Origin of the sequence: Planctellipticum variicoloris (genome assembly GCF_030622045.1) — a bacterium.
In the GTDB taxonomy this organism is placed as follows: Bacteria; Planctomycetota; Planctomycetia; order Planctomycetales; family Planctomycetaceae; genus Planctellipticum; species Planctellipticum variicoloris.
In genome coordinates this window covers 6,744,940-6,768,737 of sequence record NZ_CP130886.1, presented here as the reverse complement: position 1 = coordinate 6,768,737, position 23,798 = coordinate 6,744,940, and the positions used below count along the sequence as shown (strand labels likewise).

Here is a 23,798-nt window from a genome sequence, read left to right as displayed (position 1 = left end):
AGAGGTGGCGAGACCGCAAAGTTCCCGGGGACATCGTAGTCGGGCGGGAGTGGCCGGCCAAGACTTGGCGCGGTTTCGAGGAGTGCGCCGCCCTTCCGAGACAGGTCAGTGCGCATTGCGGTCGGGCCCATGAGAGTCCGCGTCCGATGAGCCGGGAATCGCAATCTCGATCGGCTCCACCGTCCCCGACGAAATCCGGATTGACGTCTCCGGCGATCCCGTGCAGCATACCGCACAGGTGCACCGTACTCTCGCGGCGACATCTTTCCCCGAATTGACGAGGAGTCCGACCCATGACCCGCAACCTGGCCGTCGCGTTCCTGGTGCTGACGTCCGCCGCCTGGGCGGCCCCGCCGAAGCTGTCGCCGGTCGAAACGACGCTCGGCCCGAAGCTCTACCGCGACGGGGACGTGATCGAGATCACCGATGTTCGCGCCACGTCGCCGCAACTGGAACAGGGGGACACCGTCGTCGTGAAGGGGCGGGTCCGGCTCGACAGCAAATCCGCCGCGAAGCTCTGCCTGTATCTCACGCAGACGAAGGGGAGCGGGAGCGAGGAAACCGACGCCGCTCAAGAAGCAAGCGTCGCGTCGGGCCTGCAGGACTTCGAGCTCAAGACGACGATCAAGCACCGGGGGGTGCTGCACCTGACGCTGTACGACGCAAAGACCGGCCGCCCTTTCGGCGGAACGTATTTCGGCACGGCTGAGCAGATGAAGGGGATTGCGGACTGGAAGCTGGATTATTACCTGAAGGACTGAGGGCGGCCCGAGTCAAGCGTCTGGCGGTCATCTCCATGCTCAACCTCGGTCGTTTGATCGAACGATGGCAAGCACACGGCATTCCGCGCCCAGTCGGTGCGGCAGTCACCGCGATTCAAGCATTCGAATGCGGCCACGATGTGGTACTTCCGGCCGACATGCGGGCGTACTTCCTCGCGGTCAACGGGATGGGCGAACGCGAAACCTGGGACGACGATTTCTTCCGCTTCTGGCCACTGCAAGAACTGGTGACCATCGCCGAGGATTGGCCGGACTGCTCGGCAGGATTCCCGGACGCCCGTCGCTGTTTCATGTTCGCAGACCACTCGATTGGATTGCCAACATTTGCGATTCGTCTGTCCGCCGACGAGACGGCTCTCACTCCTGTTGCAAGCGTCTTCGCCGATCGCGGCGCCTTCAAGGTTCAATACTTCTTCGATTCATTCACGGACTTCGTTAACGGCTATCTTGACGATCCCGTCAAGAACTGCTGCCTGTTGCCCGATTAGTCGCTGGGTGGCAGATGGGCTTCCTCCTGTCGCTTCGCGACCCCGGTAGCCATTGGAATGGCAACCGGGGCCACTCTCTCTCTGACTTCCGCTCCCCCCAAATCCCCTCGCGGGCTACAATCCGGTCCGGACCACTTCCGCCCGAACCCCGGATTCCACCGCATGCCGTCGATTCCTGTCGAACTGTTGACGACTCTGTCCGGTCTGTCGACGCTAGTCATTCTCGGCGTGGCGGCCGTCCATCTGCTGGCGTTTGTCTGGCTGTCGATCTGGGCCCGACTCGATCTGCGGCGGATGGCGGGGGATCTGGACAGCTTTACTCGCGAATTGAAGCACCGGAGCGTGCTGGATCGGGGGTCGCGGCTGTCGGATCAGATCGACGCGTTCCTGGCCGACGTCCGCGATGTCCTCGATCTGCCGGCCCGCCGGGCGGATCGCATCGCGTTGTCGCAGCGGCTGCGGATCCTCGATGAAGAGCGGCGTTACCTGCAGTCGCACAGTTTCGAGACCTGCTACAACGTCTGTCGGACGATGATCGAGGCGTATCCGCTGGCGGGCGTGCTGGGGACGATCCTGGCGATCGGGGCGGCGCTGCAGCTCGGCGACGCGGATGGGGCGCAGACGGTCAACATGATCGTGAAGTCGTTCGGCGACGCGATCTGGTCGACGTTCGCCGGGCTGATGGCGGCGATGCTGCTGATGTTCATCAACAGCGTCGTGGAAACGGGCTTCCGGCGGCTGGCCGAGCACCGGCTGCACGTGCGGGAGACCGTGGCCCGTGCGAAGCGGGAGCTGGCGCTGGCGGCGGAAGGGGACGCCGCCCCATGACCGCTTACCGCCGGCTCACGTTTCAACTGACGCCGTTGCTCGACCTGCTGCTGATCGTGATTTTCGCGCAGTACCTCGATATCCGGACGAGCGTCCGGCGGGAGACGGTCCGGCTGGAGAGCGAGCGCGTCGCGGCGACGGCGGATCTGCTCAAGGCGCTGGATCAGCTTGCGGTGCTGCGGGAGCAGCTTCAGCGGGCAGATGCGGCGGTCCGGCAGTCGGACAGCCTGCAGCAGGAAGTCCGGCAATTGCGGGTCGAGCGGGACCGGGTCGGTTCGCTGGTCCGCGAGCTGTTCGGCGCGAAGGATCCCGAAGTCGCCGCCCGGCTGCGACCCGGGACGGCCGATGCGCCTGGGCTGTCGACGGCGGACATCGCCCGCATCCGGCAGCGATTTCAGGCGCTGGGGCAGGCGAAGACGGATGAGGTGGTCGATCACCTGGTGACGTTCGAAGAGATGCGGAAGCGCTGCGACGTGTGGGAGCTGTATCTCCAGGACAACGGCGTCTGCGTGCTGACATTCGGCGGCAAGCGGCTGGAGTTTCGCGGCGAGACGCGGGCCCAGTTTGCGGATCGGCTGTACGAGGCCTACAAGACGCTGCCGCAGCCCAAGAGCCTGGTGATCGTGCTGATGAGTTACGGGGACGCCCGCTTCGGGGACCGGCAGGCGGCGTTCGACGCGCTGCCCGATGCGCTCGAACGGATGCGCAACGACACGGCCGGCCGGACGCGGTTTGAATATGCGATACTGGGGTATCGGGTGACGCCGAGCGCGGCTCGATAGTCGACGGGTATGCTGTGGAGCGGATTTCGCGGGACGAAGAAATGTCGAATGACGAAGGCGGAATGTCGAAAGAGAGCCGAGAGGCAGGATGACGTTGCCAGGTTCTTGATCGCTGGCCAAGTTTGAAACGCAATGAACGGCCGGTGGAACTGGCCCTACGCGAGTGAGGAACCGCGGTTCGATGCCGCCCGTCGTTTTTTCCTGTTCGGTGGCGCCTGCTCGCAAGCCGGTGGATTGTGATCCGCCGGTGCTGGGGACGTACCGGGCTTCGGACGGTTATCCGCTGGCTTACCGGCATTGGCGGCCGCGCGGCGGTGCGGCGCGATCGACGATCGTGCTGCTGCATGGAATTCAGAGTCACGGGGGGTGGTATGCGTACTCGTGCAGCCGGCTGGCGGCGGTCGGCCACGAGGTGTATCTGCTCGATCGTCGCGGTTCGGGGTTGAATACGCTCGATCGGGGGCATGCTTCCCACGAGGACCGGCTGGTGCACGACGTGACGCAGTGGCTGGAATACGTGCGTAAGAACCAATCTCGATCACGTCCGGTGGTGCTTGCCGGCTTGAGCTGGGGGGGGAAGCTGGCGCTGTCGATCGGGTTGCGGCGGACCGAACTGGTCGACGGACTGGCGCTGCTCTATCCGGGGCTGGTCAGCCGGATCAGCGCCAGTCGCTTGCAGCGGCTGGCGCTGCAGGCGGCGTTCGTCTGCGGGGTGCGGAAAGCCCGGCTGCCGATTCCGCTGATTGCTCCGGAGATGTTTACCGACGAGCCGCACTGGCAGGAGTTCATCCGGCGGGACGAACTGGCGCTGCGAAGGGTTTCGACGTCGTTTCTGCAGGCCAATCTGCGGCTGACGGATGAGATTCAACGTGCGGCGCGGCCGCTGGCCAAGCCGTTGCTGATGCTGCTGGCGGGTCGGGACCGGATTATCGATAACGAGCGGACCCGCGAGCTGTATCGACGGCTGGACGGCGGGAACGGCCGGCTGGTGGAGTATCCCGAAGCCTGCCACACGCTGGAGTTCGAGCCGAACCCGGATCGATTCATCGCCGATCTGGTCCGCTGGCTCGATTCCGTCAGCGGCGAATCGGCGGAAGAAAAGATTTCACGCAAAGACGCAGAACGGAACGCGGAGACGCCGGGAAGAAATGTCGAATGACGAAGGTGGAATGTCGAAAGGAACAGGTCGAGAGACGAGAGTCTAGAGTCGAGAACCAGAGGAGAAGGCGGCGCGATGGTCTTTTTCTCTGGCGATCAGCAATCAGCGAATTGCGAATTGCGATAAGCACTCCTCCCTCTGGCTATTCGCTATTCGCTTACTCCTGCTCCCGTTTGCGACCCCCCGCCGCCCCGTGCTACGCTTTTCACCGTCCGCATCGGCTTCCGGTCACCCCTGCCTGAGGATCTCCCCATGTTGCTCCGCACTTTGCTGACGCTGACTCTCCTGGCGTCCCTGCCTGCGGTCTCATCTGCCCAGGATCGTTGGCCGCAATGGCGCGGACCGAATGGCGACGGCACAGCCACCGACCCAGGGTTGCCGGTGACCTGGACCGAGCAGGATGTTGTCTGGAAGACCGAACTGCCGGGCGGGGGCCAGTCTTCGCCGGTCGTCTGGTCGGACCGGATCTTTCTGACGGCGTTCAAGGATCGCGGTCGCGAACGCATCGTGCTCGGCCTCGATCGAACCAGTGGCAAGATCCTCTGGCAGGAGACGGTCTGGCAGGGGGAACCGGAGCCGGTTCACAAGATGAACGGCTGGGCTTCGGCGACCTGCGCCACCGACGGCGAGCGGGTCTACGCCTTCTTCGGTCGAGGGGGCGGGCTGTTCTGTTACTCGGCGGACGGCAAGAAGCTGTGGGAGCAGCCGCTCGGGAAGTTTGAAAGTCCGTGGGGAACCGCGGCCTGTCCGATTCTCGTTGGCGATCTCGTTGTGCAGAATTGCGATGCGGACGCCGACGCCGTGCTGCTGGCGTTCGACAAACTGACGGGCAAACCGGTCTGGCGCACGCCGCGGGAGAACCAGCGGGGCTGGAGCACGCCGGTCGTGGTGGCGTCGGCCAGCGGAACGCAACTGCTGCTCAACGGACATTCGGGGGTCCGGTCCTACGACAGCCGGACGGGCGAGGAGTTGTGGTTCTGCAAGGGCTACAACGGCCGGGGCGAGCCGACCGTGACGCCTGACGGTCACGGCAAGTTTTTCGTCGTCAACGGGCTGCCGGGCGATGTCTATTGCGTCTCCGCAGACGCCAGCCAGCGCGACGGCGAACAGCATCGCGTGTGGCATACGCCGCGGAAGGGGGGGCGGGATCTGCCGTCACCCTGCGTGGTGGGCGACCATCTGCTGGTGATGAGCATGCAGGGGATGCTGACCTGCTACAACGCCACGACCGGGGCCGTCGAATGGAGCGAGCGGATTGGGGGCAACTACTCGGCGTCTCCCACCGTCTGGCAGGGGCGGGCGTTCTTCCTGGGGGAAGAGGGGGAGACGGTTGTGATCGATCCCGAGGCCGCCGAGCATGTGGCGGCGCGGAATTCCCTGGGGGCCAGCAATCAGGAGATCTTCCGGGCGTCGATCGCCGCTCACAACGGCCAGCTCCTGATCCGTTCCGACCAGAATCTGTATTGCATTGGCGGGAAATGACGAATGTCGAAGGCAGAATGTCGAAAGGAAGAAGTCGAGAGACGAGAGTCTAGAGTCGAGAGCCAGACGGAGTTGCGCGTCGATCCGTTCCGGCTCGGGCGATCAGCGATTCGCGATAAGCCCTCTTTTCTGGGGATTTAGATTGCGCAATAGCGCACCAGCCCCGGAGGGGGCGACAGATTGACGATGGCCGGGTGCGGCCGGTCCTGATTTGCGAGAAGGATTCCATGTCTGCATTGCCGTCCGTTGTGCTGGCCAGTCGGAACAAGAAGAAGATCGGCGAAGTTCTCGAACTGCTCGCCCCGCACGGCATTGCCGTGGTCGGCGTGGATCAGTTTCCCGAGATGCACGAGGTCGAAGAAGACGGGGCGACGTTTGAGGCGAACGCCGTCAAGAAAGCCTGCGAGACGGCGCTCAAGCTGGGGCGCTGGACGATCGCCGAGGACAGCGGGCTGTGCGTCGACGCGCTGCACGGGGCGCCGGGGGTCTACTCCGCCCGCTACGCCGGCGAGCAGGGGAAGGACGAGGCGAACAATCTGAAGCTGCTCGAAGCGCTGCAGGCGGTTCCGGAGCACGAGCGGACCGCTCACTACGTCTGCTATGCGGTCCTCGCCGATCCGCACGGCAAAGTCCGGGCGGCGGCCGAAGGGCGCTGCGGCGGACGGATGCTGCGGGAGCTCCGCGGCGAGAACGGCTTCGGCTACGACCCGCTGTTTCTGGTTCCCGAATACCATCGGACGTTCGGCGAACTGGACCCGGCGGTCAAGCGGCACATCAGCCATCGCGCACGGGCCTTCGAGCGATTCATTCCACAGGTAGTCCGGGTGCTGCAGGAAGTGGCGGAGTAGAGCGTGTGGCACGCCCCGAGGTTTTGGGAAGGGCGTGTTTTTTTCGTCCGAACCACGCCCTTCGAAGACTCAGGGCGTGCCACCCGAGACGTGACCGCTACGCGGAACTGAGCGATCGAAGGAGTTCGCCGCCGCATACGATCGCTGCTTCCAGGTCGCCGGCTGGCCGATGGACCTGGCGAACAGGGCGGACCACTGGATCGCCAGAAACAGTGCGATTCCCAGCGGGTGGAGCACGGCCCCCAGCCAGGACTGGCGGAAGCGAAGCGCTCCAAGCAGACGAGGCAACCAGGCGCAGGCAACTGCGACGGCGCTGCAGCCGACGGCCGACGGAGAAGCCCCGTCAACCAGGCAGATTGGCAGCAGGAGGAACGGCGCGATCTGTCCCAGCGCCAGCAGGAGCGTGGCCGGGACGATCATTGCCGGGGCGGCCAGTCCTTCCGTGGCGTTCTTGGCAAGGCCCCGCCAGACTTCGCTGCCCGAGCGATACATCCGGCAGACGGCTGCCGGGGTGGCGTCGAACAGGTCGGTCTTGAGTCCTGCGGCGCGGTAGGCGCGGGGAAGACGGACGCCGTCGTGGAGCGATTCGCGGATGGCGGCATGCCCGCCGGACTTTTCGTAGGCGTCGCGCGTCGTCAGGAAGAACTGCCCGCAGCCTGCGCCGTAGGCGGGGTGCGTCGATCGTCGCATGCGGTCGAGCGGCAGGAACCCCAGCAGGACGAAGTGGATCAGGGGGAGCAGCAATCGTTCGAGCAGTGTGACGGTTTCCTGCCGGGGGACGCCGCTGACGAGACTCGCTCCCGACGCCTGCAGAAATCTCACAGCCTGCGCGACGCCCGACGGTTCGAGCCGGACATCGGCGTCGAGAAACAGCCAGGTGTCGAACGTCGCCAGCGTGGAGAGCACGCGGCAGGCATGCTGCTTGCCGCACCAGCCCGCCGGCAAAGGTGGCGCCAGCTCCAAGCGGACGCGTGGATCGTGGGCCGCGAATCCGCAAACGATTTCTGCAGTCCGGTCAGTCGAATGATCGTCGAGGACAATCACTTCCAGTTCGATCCGCTCGCTGTCGAGCGCCGCGTGGAGCGTGGCCCTCAGCCCCCGTTCTTCGTTTCTGGCGGGGATCAAGAGGGAGACGCGGGGCGGGCACTGAGTCGAGACGTCGACCGGTGGAGACGTTCGGTAGGCTCGCAAGTTGCGCACGAAGAGCAGGGCCGGCAGCACGGCGCAGCAGAGAGAGATGATTGACAGCACCAGCAGAGTCACGCTGACGAGCTTTCTGCAGGCTGGGACTTCGGGGATGAGCCTCTGAGCCAGCGCCACCAGCCGTAGATGTTCCCCATCCCTGCACGTCCCGCGAGAACTGTTTCGAATGGAGCGGGATCGCGGGCGATCACGCGCCGAGCAAGCCGGTCCTGCGTCACGGCGAGCCCGTCCGTCAGGGCATCCGCCCACCAGTCGGCGTGGCGCAGGCCGGCCTGGGAAATTGAGAGCGGCTCTCCAAACTCGGCAAACGCTTCCGGAAGTCGCTCGGACCAGAAGCCGTATTCCAGAGCCAGGGGGAGCACGACTCCGGTGCTGGAACGCGCGAGCAACGTCGACAGCCCGCGCAGCAATTGCGGTGGTCGCTCGCGGGCATCGGCGTACCGGCCGTGAGGCGTGATCCACAGGACCGAGTCGGGTTCGGCCAGCAGCCGCTCCCCCAGCCTCAGGAATTGAATGGCGCCGCGCCCGCTGCCGCGCTCCACCCCAAAGAATCCGAGCCGCTCGAAGAATTTGTAACCCTGCAAGGCCTCGGCATCCATCGCGGCGTAGTGGCGTCGGCCGGGAAAGCAGCTCGTCGCCAGGGTCAGCCCGATCAGGGGATCCCACCAGGACGGATGGTTCATGCAGACCACCACCGGCTGGCCGGGCGGCAGCGACCTCACACTACCGGTGATCCCACGCAGTGCGTGGAAGTGCCGCGCCAGGTAACCTCGACTGTACCGGGCGAACCAATGCAGCAGCCAGGGCGACACTCGCGGCAACGGCGTCTGCCGGGTCGCCGGAGACGGTCGATCGACGATGGCGCGCGGCATGATCACGTTCGCCCGCTGAGAGAGAGAGTTGCGTCAGGACGAGGGGCTCCGCCGCGATCCTGATCGAGCGCATCGGCGGCGATCCAGCCCGACATCATGACCATCGGCATCCCCGGGCCCGGATGAACCGAACCGCCTGCGAGATACAAGCCTTCGATGCCCGCATAGCGATTGGCCGGCTTGAACGCTCCCAGGAACCGGCCGTGACTGGCGAGTCCGTAGATGGCGCCGTGCAGCGTGCGATAGCGGTCGCGAATTCCTTCGGGCGTCAGAACCTCCTCGCAGACAATCCGACTTTCGAGATCCTTCAGCCCTGCCGTCCGTGCGAGCTTGTCGAGGATCACCCGGCGGTAATCCGGCAGGAGCTTCGACCAGTCCTGACCCGGACGGAGGTAAGGCGTGTGGACCAGGACGTACAGCGCATCGCCCCCGTCCGGTGCGACCTCGGGTTCGCTGATCGCCGGGGCGCAGAGGTAGCACGTCGGGTCGGGAGCCGGGATTCCCTGACGGTAGATGGCGTCGAACTCTTCGTGGGGATCGCGCGAGAAGACGAAGTTGTGATGCAGCAGGTCTTCGTAGCGTTCCTTAAGCCCCAGGTAAAGCACCACGCCCGAGCAGGCCGGCTCGTACTGTCGCCGTTTGTGAAAGGCTTTGTGGAACTCGGCGTCCAGCAGTTCGTCGTGCATGCGGACGCAGTCGGAGTTCGAGACGACGCCTGAGAAGCGTTCGAAGTCGGAATCGCTGGTGGCAACCCCCTGTACTTTGCGGCCGGTCGTGACAATCCGTCGGACCTCAACCCCGGTGCGGAATTCGACACCCAGCTCCTCGGCCAGTTGCCGCAGAGCTCGTGGAACGGCCGCGGTCCCCCCTTTCGGATACCAGACCCCTTCCTCAGTCTGCATGTGGGCAATGCTGCAGAGCACTGCGGGAGACGCATCCGGTGCGGAGCCGACATACTGCGTGAAATGGTCGACCATCTGGGCGACGCGTTCATCGGGAATGAATGACCGCACGGTGCCGGCGACTGACCGGCCCATGCGGAGCGACAGGACTTTCTTCAGCATTTCGAGATCGAACAGGCCGGCGCCGTCGAAGGTATCTCGAATCGAACCGACGCTCTTCCAGAAGAAGACGTCATCCGAGACCTGGTGCATCGTCTTCGAGACATCTAGAAATTTGCGGTAGCCCGCTCCGGTCCGTGGCCCCGCCGTGAATGCATCGAGCGACTGAACCATGCGGTCCACGTCGGCGAACAAGTCGAGTTTCGAGCCGTCCTCGAAGAAGCAGCGCCACTGGGGATCGAGGGGAATCAGTTCGAGGAAGTCGGCCAGCTCCCGGCCGGCTTCCGCGAAGATTCGTTTCAAGACCGACGGCACGGTGAGAATCGTGGGGCCCATGTCAAAGCGAAAGCCGTCCTTTTCCAGAACCGCCGCCTTGCCGCCCACCCAGGGGTTGGCTTCGAACACGGTGACATCAAAGCCACGGGCCGCCAGCGTACAGGCAGACGCCAGTCCCCCCAGTCCGGCGCCCACGATGGCGATGCGATTGTCGTTCATGAAGTTCACTTGGTCAGACCTTACGAACAGTCTCTGGTGAAGTCGCTGATTGAGGTTTGCGGCTCTTGATCAGGCCCCAGAGGCCGCGGATGCGAATGAGCCAGTCGGAACCGTGGGTGAACTGCAGAAGATGCCGCATCTGCTGCAAGTCCGGAGCCCCCGGAACGTCCAGGTGCGGAAGCCAGCGGGAACGCTGTTCGATCGTCGCTTTGACGCGAGTCATGGCCAGCAATCCTTCCGCTCCGCGCGTGACGCCGTAGCCACTTTCGCCCCACGCCGGAAACGGCGCCCTGGGATCGGCCGTCGGCGCAATCAGATCGTTGATCACCACCGAACCCGCCCGCAGTCGGTCGGCGAGCGTCGCGGCTTCGTCGGGAGCCCCGAAGACGCTCGCACCGAGCTGATACGGACACCTGTGATACCACTCCACGGCTTCTTCCAGATCCCGGCTGGCCATCACGCACGTGACAGGGGCAAACAGGTCAGAGCGAGCGACGGGCATCTCGGGCTGAACGTTGTCGAGAACGACCGCCTGCCAGGCTGAGGGAGACGGCTCGCCACACAGTCGGACGGCGGCCTCGGCAAGGGCAGAATCGATGGTTTGAATGACGCGGGCAGCCGCACCGGCCTCAACGACGGTTGGCGCGAAGTCCTGCAGCCGGCGGACGAGTCGAGCGACAAAATCCTGGCGAATCTCCGGGGCGATGAAGAGCCTGCGGGGGGACAGGCACGTCGCGCCGCCGTTGAGCATCAGCCCGAAGGCGACCGCGCGTGCGGCGATGTCGAGGTTGGCCGAAGCCATGACGAACACCGCGTCGCACCCGGACAGCTCCATCACGGCCGGGGTTAAGGTTTCCGACAGGTCGGCGAGGACACGCCGGCCTGTCGATGAAGAGCCGGTCAACGTGACGAAGTCCACGCCGGCCGCCAGGGCCGCGCGATACGCTCCCAGTTCTTCCGGCAGGAGTGCGACCAGATCCGTCGGAATTCCGGCAGCGATGCAAAGTTCCAGCAGGAGGCGCGCGGCCGACGAACTGCGCCGGCCCGGCTTGAGCAGGACGGCGTTGCCGGCCGCAAGAGCCTGCAGCAACTGGACGCCAGGGAGCATGAGCGGATAGTTCGAGGGGCCGAGAATCAACACGACGCCGTGCGGTTCGCGGGAGATCCGGATCCTCGTCCCGGCACACCAGAGGGGGCGGCCGCGTCGACCGACGGCCCGGGTCTGCAGCACTCGGCAGGCGTAGAGCTCCATGTAGCGGCAGGCGTCCGCCAGCGGCAGGACTTCGGCGGCGATGGTCTCGCCGGGAGATCGCTGGGGAAGTTCGATCGACTCCAGCGCCTCGTCGGCTCGATCGACGAGCAGTCGTCGAAACCGGGCGATTCGAGCGAGGCGATCGCTCAGGGACCTTTGTCCCCATCCGACTTGAGCCGCGCGGGCACGATCGATGACGTCCTGCATCGGGTCCTCCGTTTCCGGAAAGAGCGTGTCGAGAACGGCATTAGACAGCGCGGCAGTCATGAGAGTGCAGACAATCTCCAGTTCGGCTTCAGATCGACCGGGAAGATTCAGTGTGTCACCAGTTCGTGATCCGATCGGGGACAGAAGGCGGGGGCCTCCACCGGCCGCCGGCCGAGAGCTCCGCCGCGATCTTCCAGCAGCAGCCGGGTGGAAATCCGGCTCGACTCGTAGATGACCGGCAGGCCGCTGCCGGGATGAGTTCCCCCTCCGACCAGATAAACCCCTTCGAGGTCTTCGAAGCGGTTCTGCGGTCGCAGATGGAGCATCTGTTTCAGCGAATGGGCGAGATTGAACGTCGCGCCGAGATGAATCTCATGCTGCTGGTCCCAGTCCGCGGGGGTGACGATCCGTTCGTAGCGGATCCGACTGCGGAGGTCTGTCAGCCCGAAGCGTTCTTCGAGCTGGCGGAGGACAGCGTCGCGGAAACGCGGCGTCTCGACGGACCAGTCGACGTTCGGATGCTGATGCGTGACGGGGGCCAGCACGTAAAGCGTACTGCCGCCAGTCGTCGCCAGAGTCGGATCCGTGATGCAGGCGTTCTGGACGTAGACTGACGGATCAGCCGACAGGACGTGTCTTTGTTCAATGTCCGCCAGATTCCGGTCGTAGTCCCTGGCGATGTAGATGGTGTGATGGGCCAGGTGCTCGTAGAGCCCGTCGATCCCCAGGTACATCATGAACGTCGAGCAGGAGTACTGTTTTTTCTTGAGCGCCTTGTCCGACCAGCGGCGGCGGAGGGAATCGGGGACCAGCCGCTGCATCGCCCGCGAGAAGTCGGCGTTGATCACCAGCGAGTCGGTGCGGTATTCGTCCCGCCGGGTCTTGACGCCGATCACGCGCCGACCGGCGAAGACCAGTTCCTCGACCGGTTCGTCGGTCGAGATCTCGACGCCCATTTCGAGGGCGATCTGGGCCATGCGTTCGCTGACGGCGCTGCAGCCCCCCATCGGATGCCACACGCCATGTTCGTACTCCAGGAAGGAGAGAATCGAGAAGAGACTCGGGCAGCGGAACGGCGACATCCCCAGGTATTTGGACTGGAAGCAGAACGCGAGCCGCAACCGGGGGTCGTGAAAGTACCGTTTCAGATCATCATCGACCGAGGCCCACGGACGGACCCACGGCAGCATCTTGAGCATGGTGGGGGAGAGCAGGTCGGTCCATCGCGACCACGAGGACTCCAGAATGGGGCGGAACTTCGCCAGCTTGGTCCGGTTGTCTTCCAGGAACTTCCGGAAGTTCCCGGCGTCGTGCTCGCTGAATTCGCGGAGGGCGGCTTCCATTCGCGGAATATCACCGGTGGCGTCGAGCTGGCCCCCCGCACCGAACAGCAATCGGTACTGCGGATCGAGCCGGACCATCGGGACTTCCTGGTGGAGATCTCGACCGATCGACTGAAAGATTTCCTGGAGCACGCGGGGGTAAAGGAAGAACGTCGGGCCGAGGTCGAAGCGGAAATCGGGAGTTTCGAGCGCCGAGGTCCGACCGCCGACGGTACTTCGTCGTTCTAGAATTCTGACTTTGAGGCCGGCGTTGGCAAGCTGTAGAGCGGCGGCAAGGCCGCCGGGGCCGGCGCCGACGATGACCGCGTCGAATCTCTGCATCAGTTCATCCTCTGGCTCAGCCAGACGTCAGGTCTGCGTGAGGGGCGGAGGATTATTGGTACGGACCCGTTTCCGGCCAGCGTTGGATGAACGAATTTGACGATTTTTGACGCGCTACGAACTGTGTCGCGATTCATACGCGTTCCGCAACTCCATACTGAGAAATTGGTTGTGTTGGGAATCGGGCCGGCCAGCGGTAGCCGTCAGCCAGCCTTGACTCACCCTTCGAAGAACGATTTCTCTTCATGGTGCGGCGGGGTCGGATCGGCTGTCGTGGTGGACCTGTTTGGTTAGACTCACACTGGCAACCGACCCGAATCGATTCCTTCCTGTGAAGTTCCGAGGTGACTGTGGATACGCTGCTCGAACGGTTTCTGCGCTACGTCCGTCTGGATACTCAAGCGGACGAGACCAGCACGACGTATCCCAGTACCGAGAAGCAGCTCGTCCTCAGCCGGATGCTGGCCGGAGAATGCCGGGCGCTGGGACTGGCCGACGTCACCATCGACGAATTCGGGATCGTGATGGCGACGGTTCCCGCGACCGTGCCCCACGCGGCGCCGGCGATTGCGTACGTCGCGCACGTGGATACGTCGCCGGAATTCACTGCGGCCCAGGTCAATCCGGTTGTTCACGAAAACTACGACGGGAAGGACATCGTCCTGCCGGCCGAGCCGACCCGCGTTCTGAAGGTCGCCGAGAACCCCGAACTGACGACTTGTCTCGGACATACGCTGATCACGACCGACGGGACGACGCTCCTGGGGGGCGATGACAAGGCGGGGATTGCGGTGATCATGCAGGCGGCGCAGGAGCTGATGCAGAACCGCGATCTGCTGTGCGGCCCGGTCCGGCTGTGCTTTACCTGCGACGAAGAAATCGGCCGGGGGACCGACAAGCTGGATCTGCAGAAGCTGGGGGCGATCTGCGCCTATACGCTGGATGGCGGCGGGCAGGGGCAGATCGATTCCGAGACGTTTTCCGCCGACCAGGCGGTCGTGGCCGTACGCGGGATTAACACGCATCCCTCGATCGGCAAGGGATCGATGGTGAACGCGGTCCGCATTCTGAGCGCCTTCATCGACCGACTGCCGCAGGCCCGGTTGAGCCCTGAGACGACCGACGGCCGCGAGGGTTTTATTCATCCCTATCACGTCGAAGGCGGGGTCGCCGAGGCGTCCGCCCGGCTGATTCTGCGGGACTTTGAGTCGAGTGCGCTGGATGAACAGGCCCGGCTGCTGGAGAGTATTGCCGGGACGCTGCGGCAGGAGTTTCCGCGGGCGGTCATCACCGTGGAAATCCGCAGGCAATATCGCAACATGCGGGAGGGACTGGTCAAGGAACCCCGGGCGCTGACCAAAGCGGAAGCGGCTGTGAAAGCCGCCGGGCTGACGCCGGAGCACACGATTATCCGCGGGGGTACGGACGGCTCGCTGCTGACGGAAAAAGGTTTGCCGACGCCGAACCTGTCGACCGGTCAGCACAACCCGCATTCGCCGCTGGAATGGGCGAGCTTGAACGAGATGGAGTCGGCAGTCCGGGTGCTGGTCAATCTGGCGCTGGAATGGGGCCGCGAGCAGGCTTGAGCCCCGCGGTGGCAGCAAAGAGAACAGGGTCAGGAGACCTGAATCGGCCTCCTGACCCTGAGATGTTCCTTGGGCGCGCTGCGCGCCTTGCCGCCTGGGGTTCCCGCGCCTGCCCCGGACTACGCCGCGGCCTTGCCTCGTTTCTTCGCAGGCTGCTCGCGCGAGATCGCCAGATCGGCGATCCGGATTCCGGTCTGGAGCAGCGCCCGCTTCACATCTTCATTCTCTGCGAGGCGGGCTTCTTCGCAGATCACTTCGACCAGGCGGAGCGCCGAGTCGACCGTGATTTCCGCCACTTTGTTTCGAGCCATGCACAACCTCCTTGTTGTCGTCCGATTCCGAACGACCCCCGTCGCCGAACCGGGGCCGTCGGTCACCCAAGCTATCGGACAGGCGAACCCGCTCGCCTCTCGGGATTCGGTCCAAGTCGGACCCGGGCGGTCGTGATTGCGAGCCCCGGATCGCGCACTCCGCCGAGTATCGCTATTTTACGCAGGTTTCGCAGAATCTCGAAATCGGGCGGATCGGCGGATTTTGCCGATCTGGCATCGGGAGTGCTTGGAAGGACTTGGCGACCTCACTTCGGACAGCCCCTCTTGCCGGAGGTCGCCAGGATGAATCTCAAGACTCAATAAGACGTTATGGCTGATTCGGACAATCCGGACCATGGAAGGGACCGGGTTGCCGCGTTGTAAAAACGTCCGTCAGCCGCCTGGAACGCTTGCAAGACTTACAAAGGCACGGAGGCCGCCCTATGTTCCCGACGTCCCCGGCGAATCCGCAGCAGATTCCGTCCAGGCGCAGCCCGCAGCTCTGGGTCTGGCTGGTGCTGGGCCTCTTGAGCGTGGGGATCACGGCGACGATCGCCGTCCCGACGCCGATGAGCGCCGGCGATGAGTCGGTCGACAATATTCTGCTCGACTTCTCGGCGACCTGGTGCGGTCCCTGCCAGCAGATGCATCCGATCGTCAAGCGGCTGGAGCGGGAAGGCCTGCCGATCCGGCAGGTCGATGTCGACCGGAACCCCGGACTGGCGCAGCGGTTCAACGTCACTTCCATTCCGGCGTTCGTGCTGGTCTCCAATGGACGCGAAGCAGATCGAGTTGTCGGGCAGGTTTCGGAAAACCGCCTGCGCCAGATGATCGCCAAGCTGCCCGCGAGCCGCGGGACTCGCGAAGAGGCCCCCAACAACGGGTTCGCCGTGCTGGGGACTCCGCAGCCGATTCCGCGCATTCCGCGGCAGCCGACGGAGCCGCAGCAAGTCCAGTCCGGACCGCTGGAGCAGGGGATCGTTCGACAAGTCCCCTTCCCCGTTCCGGGAAGTCCGGACTTTCGTGCTCAGAATCCGGAAGCCGCGGTGTCACCCGGCGATGCCATGCCTTCGACCGTTCGGTTGCGCGTGCGGGATTCCGCCGGACAGAACTTCGGGACCGGAACCATCATTGACAGTCGGCCCGGTCAGACGCTGATTCTGACCTGCGGGCATCTGTTTCGACAGGCGTCCACGGGGCAGCAGGTGGGGGTCGAGGTCGACCTGTTTCCACAGGGCGGCAAGGTTGAGACGCTGGTCGGCCAGGTTGTCGCGTACGATCTGGAGGCCGACGTTGGGCTTGTCGGCGTGCCCAGCCAGCAGCCGCTCCCGACTGCGCCTCTTGCCGGCCCGCGTCAGCCGTTGCAGGTCGGCGAATCCCTGGTCAACATCGGGTGCTCACTGGGAGCCGATCCGACGCGAGAATCGGTGAAGTCGACGGCTCTCAACAAGTTCCAGGGCCCAGACAATATCGAATGCACCGGGCTGCCGGTGCAGGGCCGGTCGGGGGGCGGATTGTTCCGTGAGAACGGCGAACTGGTCGGGATCTGCATTCTGGCGGATGACAAAGGACGCCGCGGCATCTATGCGGCACTGAATCCGGTCTACGCGCTGCTCCAGAAGCAGAACCTGGCCCATCTCATTCCCCGCGGCGCGGCCGAATCGGAGAACGCTCCCGCGGCGCCGGGGATCGTCGAGCTTGCTCAGGACTCGCCGTCCGCTGCACGGCCGCAGGAGAATCCGCTGAGTCACGATCCCGTCGCCGAAGCCCTTCTTCGCAGCGCTACATCGTCCGGCGGCGGCGCGACCGGACCGTCGCTCGCCGAGGCCCGCGACGCCGAAGTCATCTGCATCGTCCGCCCGAAGGATCCGCTCGTGCCGAGCCGGGTGATCATTGTGAACGAAGCGAGCCCCCGTCTGCTGAACTACCTGCTCGACGATTCCGGATCGTCGATGGCCCACAGCGCCAAACCCCCGGTCGACATTCGCGCCGGAGAGGTTTCGCGGGACCAGCGATGAAGCGAGCCTCAAACAGACCGGTCCGCCGGTCGAATCCGCCTGCACGACTGACGCGCTGAAACGGTCGACACTCTCGGGATGATGAGACTGCCGATGCTGGTCGAGATCGCCGCTGCGCTCGTCATCTGGGGGCTGATCGCCACCGCCAGCCGGCGAGTCCGCCTGGGGCAGGTCTCGACATGGAGCGGCTGGCTGATTCGCTATCCGCTGCGATCGGTGGTCGCCATCGGGATTCTAAGCGGGCTGCTGTCCGTCGGCCTGACAAACTACCGCGGCATCCCGGTTCCGATGACGCACGACGAGTTCAGCTATCTCCTGGCGGGCGAAACCTACGCGCAGGGGCGGCTGACCAATCCGCCGCATCCGTTCTGGCGGCACTTCGAAGCGATGCACATCATTCAGCAGCCGACACGGATGTCGAAGTATCCGGCGGGGCAGGGAGCGGTGCTTGCGATCGGGAATCTGCTGTCAGGACGCCCCGTCGTCGGCGTCTGGCTGAGCCTGTCCCTGGCTTCAATGGCGATCGGCTGGATGCTGCTGGCGTGGCTCCCGATCCGCTGGGCTCTGCTGGGAACCTTCTGTGCCGCGTTGCGAATGGTGGGCAGCGAGTGGGGCAACGGATACTGGGGAGGCGCTGTCGCGGCCGCGGGGGGCGCACTTCTGCTGGGGGCCTTGCGACGTCTGGCGGATCGTCCCGACTGGCGCGGGGGGGCGTTGTTTGGAACCGGACTGGTGATCCTGGCGAACTCCCGCCCCTATGAGGGGCTGGTCGTGGCGTGCGCGTCGGGGCTGGTGCTCGCGGTCGCCTGGTGGCGGCTGCGGCCGTTTCATGGAGGGATGCACGTTCTGCACGTCACGGTCCCGGCGTTCCTGGTGGTGCTGGCCGGCGCCGCGGCGATGGGGATCTCGAATGCAGCCGTCACGGGCAACGCCTGGCAAATGCCGTATCAGGCCCATGATTCTCAGTATGCAGGCTGCCCGACGTTCCTGTTTCAGACGCCGGGGCCGTTGCCGGAATATCGGCATGCGGACATGGAAGGCTATTTCTCGGGCTGGGAACGAAATCGATTCGTCCGCAAGCATGTCGGCTGGGGATTCAATCTTTCGTATTTCACGAAGCTGCGCGTCTTCCTGGAGTTCTTCATCGGACCGGCGCTGCTCGTCCCTTACCTGATGATGGTGCCGTTTCCGGCAGCCTTCTGGCCCAGGTCGGCGTGGCTGATCATTGCCGCAGCGCTCCTGGGAGCAACGCAAACTCTGTATCTGTTTCCGCACTATCTCGCGCCGGTCACCGGCCTCGTCTGGTTTGTCGTCGTGCTGGGAGCGCGTCGGCTGGCGGCCTGTCGCATTCGCGGTTTCCGTCAGCCGGCGCTGATTGTGTCACTCCTGGTCGCCGCCGGGGCGGGACCGCTGATCGATGCGACGGACGATTCGAGAAGCCGATCGATCCGCGGCAATCTGGCGGAACGACTGCTCACAGAACCCGGACGGGATCTGGTCCTGCTGGATTTCGGCCCGGACTACGACTTTCACGAATCGTGGGTGTACAACGCCGCCGACCTCGACGAGTCGCCGATTGTCTGGGCGCGGTCGCTCGGCGACGAAGCCGACGCCGGGTTGCGCGGCTACTATGCCGATCGGCGCGCCTGGCGCGTGTCGGTCGGCTATCGGACGGCGATCCTGATGCCGGACGAACGGACGGCATCCCTGCCGGCGCCGTAGTCCGCAGGAATTACCAGGCGGCTTCGAGAATCGAGAGCAGATCGGCTTCGGTCGGCCGTCGACCGTTCAACAGCATCAGCCGCTTGATTCCGATCGACTTTGCCGCGAAACCCGGGAGCTGCGCGCGAGTGACGCCGAGCTCTCTCAACTTCTGAGGAATGCCGATTCGCGCCTGCAGCCTTTCGACGGCGACGATCGCCTGCTCGGCCACTTCCGGCACGGGGAGCCCCGCATCGGCGACGCCCAGCCACTCCCCGATCCGGGCGATCTCCGTCGCTCGCGCCGGCAGATTGAACCGCATGACATAGGGCAGGAGGAGTCCGTTGCCGGCGCCATGCGAGCAATGGACCGCCGCCCCGATCGGATACTCCAGCGCATGCACGACGGCGACGGCCCCGTTGGAGAAGGCCAGCCCCGCGAGCGTCGCCGCGAAGGACATCCCTTCGCGGGCGGCGAGATTCGCCGGTTCGGCCACGGCGGTCGGCAAGTGGTATCCGATTCTGCGGATCGCCGCCTCGGCGAGGACGTCGCCGAGCGGGTGTTTGCCGTCGTAGGGGAACGGCTCGGCGGCGGGGACTTCCAGCGCGTCGTACGAGGTTGCGGTGTAGGTCTCGATAGCATGGGTCAGTGCGTCGATGCCGGAGTCGGCGGTCGCTTTCGGGGGGCACGTGAGCGTCAATTGCGGGTCGACAACCGCCAGCGCCGGGCGGAGCTGCTGACTGAGCGTGCTCTCTTTGAGCTCTCTTTCCGTGTCGGTCAGAACCGCGGCATGAGAAACTTCGCTGCCGGTCCCCGAGGTCGTCGGAATGCAGACCAGCGGCTGAACCGGGCCGGGGATCTTGTCGTAACCGAAGTAGTCTCGGTAAGTGCCGCCGTGAGCAACAACAGCAGCGGTGATTTTGGCGAGATCCATGTTGCTGCCGCCGCCGAGTCCGATCAGGACGTCGGCCTGCGCCTGCCGAGCCGCCGCGATCGCCTTGTCGGCGATGGCGCAGGAGGGCTCGGCCTCCCCTTCGTTGAAGACGACGACGTCGAGGCCTGCGGCGCGCAGCGGATCGACGACCTGCGCGACAACGCCGACCTGTTCCAGAATGCGATCGGTGATGACGAGAATCCGTCGGGCCTGCCATGGCTTGAGAAACAGGGGCAGCCGGGCGACCGAGCCGGAACCGAAAACGAGACGGCCGGCCGAGTAGAAGTTCCAGAAATGGCGGGGATCGGGCTTCATGGCGTGACCTCTGGCTGGGGGGACGGGACCGTCAGTCGCTGAAAGTGATGCAGGAAGATCCCGGTCGCCACGGCGACGTTGAGCGAATCCGCGCCGGGCGCCATCGGAATCGTGAGCCGGCGGTCGCACTGTTCGACCCAGCAGTCGTCGAGACCGAACGCTTCGTTGCCAAACAAGAGTCCGAAGCGCTCCGCGCGCGGCGTCGTCGGGTCGAGCGGAACGGCGGTCGGGTCGAGAATCGTCGCGGCGAATTCGAAGCCCCATTCCGTCCGCAGCCGGAGGAGGTCCCGTTCGAGGTTGCGCGACTCGATTACCGGCTGGCGGAAGATCGCGCCCATCGAGACGCGGATCACGCGTCGAGAAAACGCATCGCTGCAGTGGGGGCCGAGCAACAGCAGGTCGACGCCGAATCCGAGGCACATCCGGACGATCGCGCCGAGGTTCTCCGGGTTGTCGCAGTTGGGGCAGACGACGACCGTAAGCCGCCGTCGATCCTGCGGCAGGACCGCGTCGAGCGTCGGGCTGCGTCGACGCCGACCGCAGGCGACGACCCCGACATGAAAATTGAAGCCGACGAGCTGATCGGCTTCCGACTGCGGAACCAGATAGACCGGGATCCGGTCCGGGATCTTCGGCAGCCACTCGTCGGCCCGGCGTTCGGTGAGGAGGACGCTGTCGGTTTCGAAATCGCTGTCGAGCAGTCGTTCGACGACGCGCACGCCCTCGGCGATGAACCACGGCCCCTGGCGGGACAGGTTCTGCGCCTTCAGGCTGCGGTACATCTGCACGCGCGGGTCGTCGAGTGTCGAGATCGGAATGGCAGGCATCGGGCGGAACACGGATCTGAAGTTCGAAATAGAGACCACCGAGCGGCGAACGGGCTGGCGCGTGGCGATCAGCCGGGTCAGAGCTTACCATGAAGTCCCGCAGAACTCCTGCTGCCGTCGCACGCGAGGGCAGGCGGCGATCACAATCGCGTGGTGGCCGTGGTCATCCCATCTTTGGCCCGAGACGCACCATCCCGTTGCGACCCAGCCCGGAAGATTTGTCATGCCCGATCCCGTCGCCATCGAATGTCCCGCCTGCCTGGCCACATTGAAAGTCCCCGAAGACAAGCTGGGGAAGAAGATCCGCTGTCCGAAGTGCACCGAAGTCTTCGTGGCGGAGGCTTCCGAAGCCGTGGAGGACTTCGACCCGGACGAAGAGCGCCGCCCTGCGCGCGGCAAGGGGGCAGTCAAGAAAGGGAGCAAGAAGTCTGGCTCGGGTCTGTTGATCGGCGGCATTGTCGGAGGCGTGGCGCTGGTCGCCGTCGCAGGAGTGGCGATCTTCCTGATGAGCTCCGGCGGCGGGAATGACGCCCCCGCGCCGCAGGGGGCGCAAATGGCCCCTGCCGTCGCGGCCTCTCCGACCCCAGCGGCCGCCGACCCGGCAGCCGCCATGGCTGCGTCGATGAGCGCTCACGGGGCCATGTCCGCCGGGGCCGCGCACGGAGCACCACAGGCGGCTCCCGCAACCGCTCCCGCTGCATCCGCAGTGACGCCTCCGACGGCGAACGCGCCAGCCGCCCCGTTCGTTTCCCAGAGCAGCAGCGGGCCGGCGAAGCTTGACCTGTCGTGGATCCCGGCGGAGTCCGAATTGATCATCGATCTGCGCCCGGCCGCCATCTGGGCCGCGCCGGCCCTGCAACAGGCGCTCAAGCATCCGTTTGTGCTTCTCGGAATCGGACAGATGCAGGCGATGACCGGCATCGCCCCGGCGGATATCGAAAGCCTGACCATCGCCCTGCGGCTGCCGGGGCCGAAAGACCCTGCAGCGCCGCCCGCCGGCATGGCCCTCTCACCAGGGGCGGAGACGCCGGAGGTCGCCGAGGTTCAACCGGTGATTGTGATGCGGCTCAAGAAGCCGGTCCTCGAGAGCCTGTGGGAGCGCCCCGATCTGCCGTTGCAGGTCGCCGACTACGCGGGGCAGACGGTAAGGAAGTTCTCGCCCCCTCCTGCGAACGGCAAGCAGTTGACGTTCGCGATCCATCAGCCGAACGAACTGATGATCGTGGCCGGTCTGGAGGGGACCGTGCAGTCGTTGATCGACGCGAAAGGGGACGCCCGATTGTTTGCCGACTGGGCGCCGCTCGACCCGAATCTGCAACTGCAGATTGCAGGGCGTCCAAAGGACCTGGCGCCGCAGTGGGCCGCCGCTCGGATGTCGGCCCCGTCGGGCGATGCCGATCAGGAACGACTGGTGGCGGCGCTGGAAAAGCACCTCCGCGCATTCTCGCTGGGCCTGCAGCTTACGGACGGCATCGAACTGGCCTCGCACTTTCAGGCCGATTCCGAGGCCGGCGGGCAGGCGCTGGCGGAAGCGCTCAAGCCCCAGCTCGCGAAAGCCCACGCGGAGTTCGCCGCGGGCTTTGAGAAAGGCTTTCAACAGACCGGCGGCCCGGCGCCCCCCGAGCTGATGAGCCTCGTCACGTCGGTTCAGGACAACAGCAAATTCACCCAGCAGGGAGCGGTCGCCAGCCTGACCTCGCGCATACCGGCGGACAAGATGGAGTTGTTCGCGCTGCTGGCGCAGAAGGCCCAGCAGAACCCGATGGCCGGCATGATGCTCGGCGGGATGCTGCCGGGCGGACCGGCCGGCCTGTCCCCCGGAGGCCCGGGAGGCATGCCTGTCGGGGAACGCTCCGGGCAGACGGAACCGGTGGCGACGAAGACTCCCGAAGCGCTCCCTCCCCATCTCGAACTCCAGGCCTCGACATTGTGGGACGCGCCGCAACCGGGAGCTGCGGGCACCCCGTTGCTCATGCAGTTTCAGGTGACGACCACGGACGATGCGATTCTGTGCGCCGCCGGCGAGTTTGAGTTTCGCCCTCCGACAACGGACTCCGGGAGATCGCTGTCGGCGATGCCCCCCCGACAGACGACGCTCTCTCCTCCCGAACAGATCCTGCGGACCTATATTGTGCCGCTCGATCCCCCGGAGGATGGCGCTGCGAACGTCGCCAAATTCCATCTGGCGTTCAAAGAGCCCGACGACAAGGCCCGGTCGCTGGTGAGCTGCGAAGGCAAGTTCCGACTCATGCGGGCGAAGTCGCAGACGGAGCTCCAGGTTCCCCTCAAGAAGCCTCTGCCCGCGAAACTGGAGCTCCCCGAGGCGCTCGCAGCGGCGGGCCTCGCCGTCAAACTGGAGCGGATCAAGTCGGGCGACAGCCCGGTCGCGGACGAACTGGTCGTCGGCGTTGGAACGTCGGCCGCCATCGCCAGGTTGCAGATCCTGGATGCCGATGGCGGCGGACCGGCCGCGGGCTGGGAAACGCCGACGATCCGGTATGTTTCCGAACGCGGAAGCGTCGTTCAGCGGATCAGCTCGGAGTCGGGCGACACACTTCCCGACCGCTTCCTGCTGAGTCTGGTCCTCTTCGATGGAATCGAGACGTTGACCGTCCCCTTCAGTTTCAACGACCTGCCGCTGCCCGACCCCGCCACCCGTCCGGTCCGTGCCCTGCCGCCGCAGTTTCCCGGAGGGCCGCTCCCCGGCGGCGCGTTTCCTCCCGGCGGTCTCCCGGGCGAACCCGGAGCGGCGGGCGACAATCGCTGATTGCTGAATGACAAGTCGCTTCTCTACCGCGATTGCACGTGCGCCGATCGTTTGATCGCCGCACGGTCGATGGTGCTGTCGTTGATCCGGTCCGGCTGGCGTCCACGGGCCTCCTGCCAGGCCGACGACGATTCATGGTCCAGTGGCTTGCCCGACGACTCGCGAATCAGAGACACTGGTGCGAATTACTTGCGGCTGCCGCCGTGCCGGTCGGCA

The 23,798-nt window shown here is 65.1% G+C and carries 19 protein-coding genes; 11 read left to right on the top strand and 8 right to left on the bottom strand.

Features of this window, described 5'->3' with window-relative positions; all coding sequences use genetic code 11:
• Positions 1–293 precede the first annotated feature (293 nt).
• From SH412_RS26370 to rdgB, 7 genes are all read left to right on the top strand, one after another.
• Positions 294–761: a hypothetical protein gene (locus SH412_RS26370; RefSeq protein WP_336521030.1), complete on the top strand. Its 468-nt coding sequence runs from the start codon at positions 294–296 to the stop codon at positions 759–761.
• A 35-nt stretch (positions 762–796) separates the two neighbouring features.
• Entirely contained in the window at positions 797–1,270 is a 474-nt protein-coding gene (locus SH412_RS26365) for an SMI1/KNR4 family protein (RefSeq protein ID WP_336521029.1), read from the top strand.
• Between the two features lie 162 nt (positions 1,271–1,432).
• Positions 1,433–2,098, top strand: coding sequence for a MotA/TolQ/ExbB proton channel family protein (locus SH412_RS26360; protein WP_336521028.1), 666 nt, complete (start codon positions 1,433–1,435; stop codon positions 2,096–2,098).
• A complete protein-coding gene (locus tag SH412_RS26355) occupies positions 2,095–2,880 on the top strand; it encodes a hypothetical protein (RefSeq protein WP_336521027.1) in 786 nt (261 codons plus the stop codon). The genes SH412_RS26360 and SH412_RS26355 overlap by 4 nt, the downstream gene beginning before the upstream one ends.
• A 181-nt stretch (positions 2,881–3,061) precedes the next feature.
• Positions 3,062–4,039 carry an alpha/beta fold hydrolase gene (locus tag SH412_RS26350; protein WP_336521026.1) on the top strand — a complete coding sequence of 326 codons (978 nt, stop codon included), beginning with the start codon at positions 3,062–3,064 and terminating at the stop codon, positions 4,037–4,039.
• Between the two features lie 252 nt (positions 4,040–4,291).
• Positions 4,292–5,521: an outer membrane protein assembly factor BamB family protein gene (locus SH412_RS26345; protein ID WP_336521025.1), complete on the top strand. Its 1,230-nt coding sequence runs from the start codon at positions 4,292–4,294 to the stop codon at positions 5,519–5,521.
• 227 nt (positions 5,522–5,748) lie between these two features.
• On the top strand, positions 5,749–6,369 hold the full coding sequence (rdgB, locus tag SH412_RS26340; RefSeq protein WP_336521024.1) for an RdgB/HAM1 family non-canonical purine NTP pyrophosphatase: 621 nt from the start codon (positions 5,749–5,751) through the stop codon (positions 6,367–6,369).
• Positions 6,370–6,438: 69 nt separating this feature from the next.
• Here the strand turns inward: rdgB and SH412_RS26335 are convergent, their stop codons facing one another.
• The 5 genes from SH412_RS26335 to crtI are packed head-to-tail and all read right to left on the bottom strand — an operon-like array spanning position 6,439 to position 13,123.
• Positions 6,439–7,632, bottom strand: a complete 1,194-nt coding sequence (locus SH412_RS26335; protein ID WP_336521023.1) for a glycosyltransferase — start codon at positions 7,630–7,632, stop codon at positions 6,439–6,441.
• Positions 7,629–8,444 carry a lysophospholipid acyltransferase family protein gene (locus SH412_RS26330; protein ID WP_336521022.1) on the bottom strand — a complete coding sequence of 272 codons (816 nt, stop codon included), beginning with the start codon at positions 8,442–8,444 and terminating at the stop codon, positions 7,629–7,631. The genes SH412_RS26335 and SH412_RS26330 overlap by 4 nt, the downstream gene beginning before the upstream one ends.
• 2 nt (positions 8,445–8,446) lie before the next feature.
• Positions 8,447–10,000 carry a phytoene desaturase family protein gene (locus SH412_RS26325; RefSeq protein WP_336521021.1) on the bottom strand — a complete coding sequence of 518 codons (1,554 nt, stop codon included), beginning with the start codon at positions 9,998–10,000 and terminating at the stop codon, positions 8,447–8,449.
• 13 nt (positions 10,001–10,013) lie between these two features.
• Positions 10,014–11,519 carry an aldehyde dehydrogenase family protein gene (locus tag SH412_RS26320; protein WP_336521020.1) on the bottom strand — a complete coding sequence of 502 codons (1,506 nt, stop codon included), beginning with the start codon at positions 11,517–11,519 and terminating at the stop codon, positions 10,014–10,016.
• A gap of 47 nt (positions 11,520–11,566) precedes the next feature.
• Complete coding sequence (gene crtI, locus SH412_RS26315; protein ID WP_336521019.1) at positions 11,567–13,123, bottom strand: phytoene desaturase family protein; 1,557 nt, start codon at positions 13,121–13,123, stop codon at positions 11,567–11,569.
• A 350-nt stretch (positions 13,124–13,473) separates the two neighbouring features.
• On the opposite strand from crtI, the gene pepT reads away from it, so the two are divergent.
• On the top strand, positions 13,474–14,709 hold the full coding sequence (gene pepT / locus SH412_RS26310; protein ID WP_419555829.1) for a peptidase T: 1,236 nt from the start codon (positions 13,474–13,476) through the stop codon (positions 14,707–14,709).
• A gap of 119 nt (positions 14,710–14,828) precedes the next feature.
• On the opposite strand, the gene SH412_RS26305 is transcribed toward pepT, so the two are convergent.
• Positions 14,829–15,020: a hypothetical protein gene (locus SH412_RS26305; RefSeq protein WP_336521017.1), complete on the bottom strand. Its 192-nt coding sequence runs from the start codon at positions 15,018–15,020 to the stop codon at positions 14,829–14,831.
• 443 nt (positions 15,021–15,463) lie between these two features.
• Here SH412_RS26305 and SH412_RS26300 point away from each other — a divergent pair, with 443 nt between their 5' ends.
• On the top strand, positions 15,464–17,038 hold the full coding sequence (locus SH412_RS26300) for a thioredoxin domain-containing protein (RefSeq protein WP_336521016.1): 1,575 nt from the start codon (positions 15,464–15,466) through the stop codon (positions 17,036–17,038).
• Positions 17,039–17,116: 78 nt separating this feature from the next.
• Complete coding sequence (locus SH412_RS26295; RefSeq protein ID WP_336521015.1) at positions 17,117–18,760, top strand: hypothetical protein; 1,644 nt, start codon at positions 17,117–17,119, stop codon at positions 18,758–18,760.
• A 10-nt stretch (positions 18,761–18,770) separates the two neighbouring features.
• On the opposite strand, the gene SH412_RS26290 is transcribed toward SH412_RS26295, so the two are convergent.
• Together SH412_RS26290 and SH412_RS26285 are read right to left on the bottom strand one after the other, a co-directional pair.
• A complete protein-coding gene (locus SH412_RS26290; protein WP_336521014.1) occupies positions 18,771–19,988 on the bottom strand; it encodes an iron-containing alcohol dehydrogenase in 1,218 nt (405 codons plus the stop codon).
• Positions 19,985–20,815 (bottom strand): TrmH family RNA methyltransferase, encoded by an 831-nt coding sequence (locus SH412_RS26285; protein ID WP_336521013.1) that lies wholly within the window; start codon positions 20,813–20,815, stop codon positions 19,985–19,987. Before SH412_RS26285 ends, SH412_RS26290 begins: the two co-directional genes overlap by 4 nt.
• A 223-nt stretch (positions 20,816–21,038) precedes the next feature.
• Between SH412_RS26285 and SH412_RS26280 the strand changes: the two genes are divergently transcribed.
• Positions 21,039–23,582 carry a zinc-ribbon domain-containing protein gene (locus SH412_RS26280; RefSeq protein WP_336521012.1) on the top strand — a complete coding sequence of 848 codons (2,544 nt, stop codon included), beginning with the start codon at positions 21,039–21,041 and terminating at the stop codon, positions 23,580–23,582.
• Positions 23,583–23,798 lie beyond the last annotated feature (216 nt).

Excerpts from the sequence above, each read along its gene's own strand:
- SH412_RS26300 (WP_336521016.1), top strand. The coding sequence starts at position 15,464 with ATGTTCCCGACGTCCCCGGCGAATCCGCAGCAGATTCCGTCCAGGCGC.
- SH412_RS26355 (WP_336521027.1), top strand. The coding sequence starts at position 2,095 with ATGACCGCTTACCGCCGGCTCACGTTTCAACTGACGCCGTTGCTCGAC.
- SH412_RS26350 (WP_336521026.1), top strand. The coding sequence starts at position 3,062 with ATGCCGCCCGTCGTTTTTTCCTGTTCGGTGGCGCCTGCTCGCAAGCCG.
- SH412_RS26285 (WP_336521013.1), bottom strand. The coding sequence starts at position 20,815 with ATGCCTGCCATTCCGATCTCGACACTCGACGACCCGCGCGTGCAGATG.
- SH412_RS26365 (WP_336521029.1), top strand. The coding sequence starts at position 797 with ATGCTCAACCTCGGTCGTTTGATCGAACGATGGCAAGCACACGGCATT.
- SH412_RS26280 (WP_336521012.1), top strand. The coding sequence starts at position 21,039 with ATGCCCGATCCCGTCGCCATCGAATGTCCCGCCTGCCTGGCCACATTG.
- SH412_RS26305 (WP_336521017.1), bottom strand. The coding sequence starts at position 15,020 with ATGGCTCGAAACAAAGTGGCGGAAATCACGGTCGACTCGGCGCTCCGC.
- SH412_RS26360 (WP_336521028.1), top strand. The coding sequence starts at position 1,433 with ATGCCGTCGATTCCTGTCGAACTGTTGACGACTCTGTCCGGTCTGTCG.
- SH412_RS26370 (WP_336521030.1), top strand. The coding sequence starts at position 294 with ATGACCCGCAACCTGGCCGTCGCGTTCCTGGTGCTGACGTCCGCCGCC.
- SH412_RS26295 (WP_336521015.1), top strand. The coding sequence starts at position 17,117 with ATGATGAGACTGCCGATGCTGGTCGAGATCGCCGCTGCGCTCGTCATC.
- SH412_RS26290 (WP_336521014.1), bottom strand. The coding sequence starts at position 19,988 with ATGAAGCCCGATCCCCGCCATTTCTGGAACTTCTACTCGGCCGGCCGT.
- SH412_RS26330 (WP_336521022.1), bottom strand. The coding sequence starts at position 8,444 with ATGCCGCGCGCCATCGTCGATCGACCGTCTCCGGCGACCCGGCAGACG.
- SH412_RS26325 (WP_336521021.1), bottom strand. The coding sequence starts at position 10,000 with ATGAACGACAATCGCATCGCCATCGTGGGCGCCGGACTGGGGGGACTG.
- SH412_RS26345 (WP_336521025.1), top strand. The coding sequence starts at position 4,292 with ATGTTGCTCCGCACTTTGCTGACGCTGACTCTCCTGGCGTCCCTGCCT.
- rdgB (WP_336521024.1), top strand. The coding sequence starts at position 5,749 with ATGTCTGCATTGCCGTCCGTTGTGCTGGCCAGTCGGAACAAGAAGAAG.
- crtI (WP_336521019.1), bottom strand. The coding sequence starts at position 13,123 with ATGCAGAGATTCGACGCGGTCATCGTCGGCGCCGGCCCCGGCGGCCTT.
- SH412_RS26320 (WP_336521020.1), bottom strand. The coding sequence starts at position 11,519 with ATGACTGCCGCGCTGTCTAATGCCGTTCTCGACACGCTCTTTCCGGAA.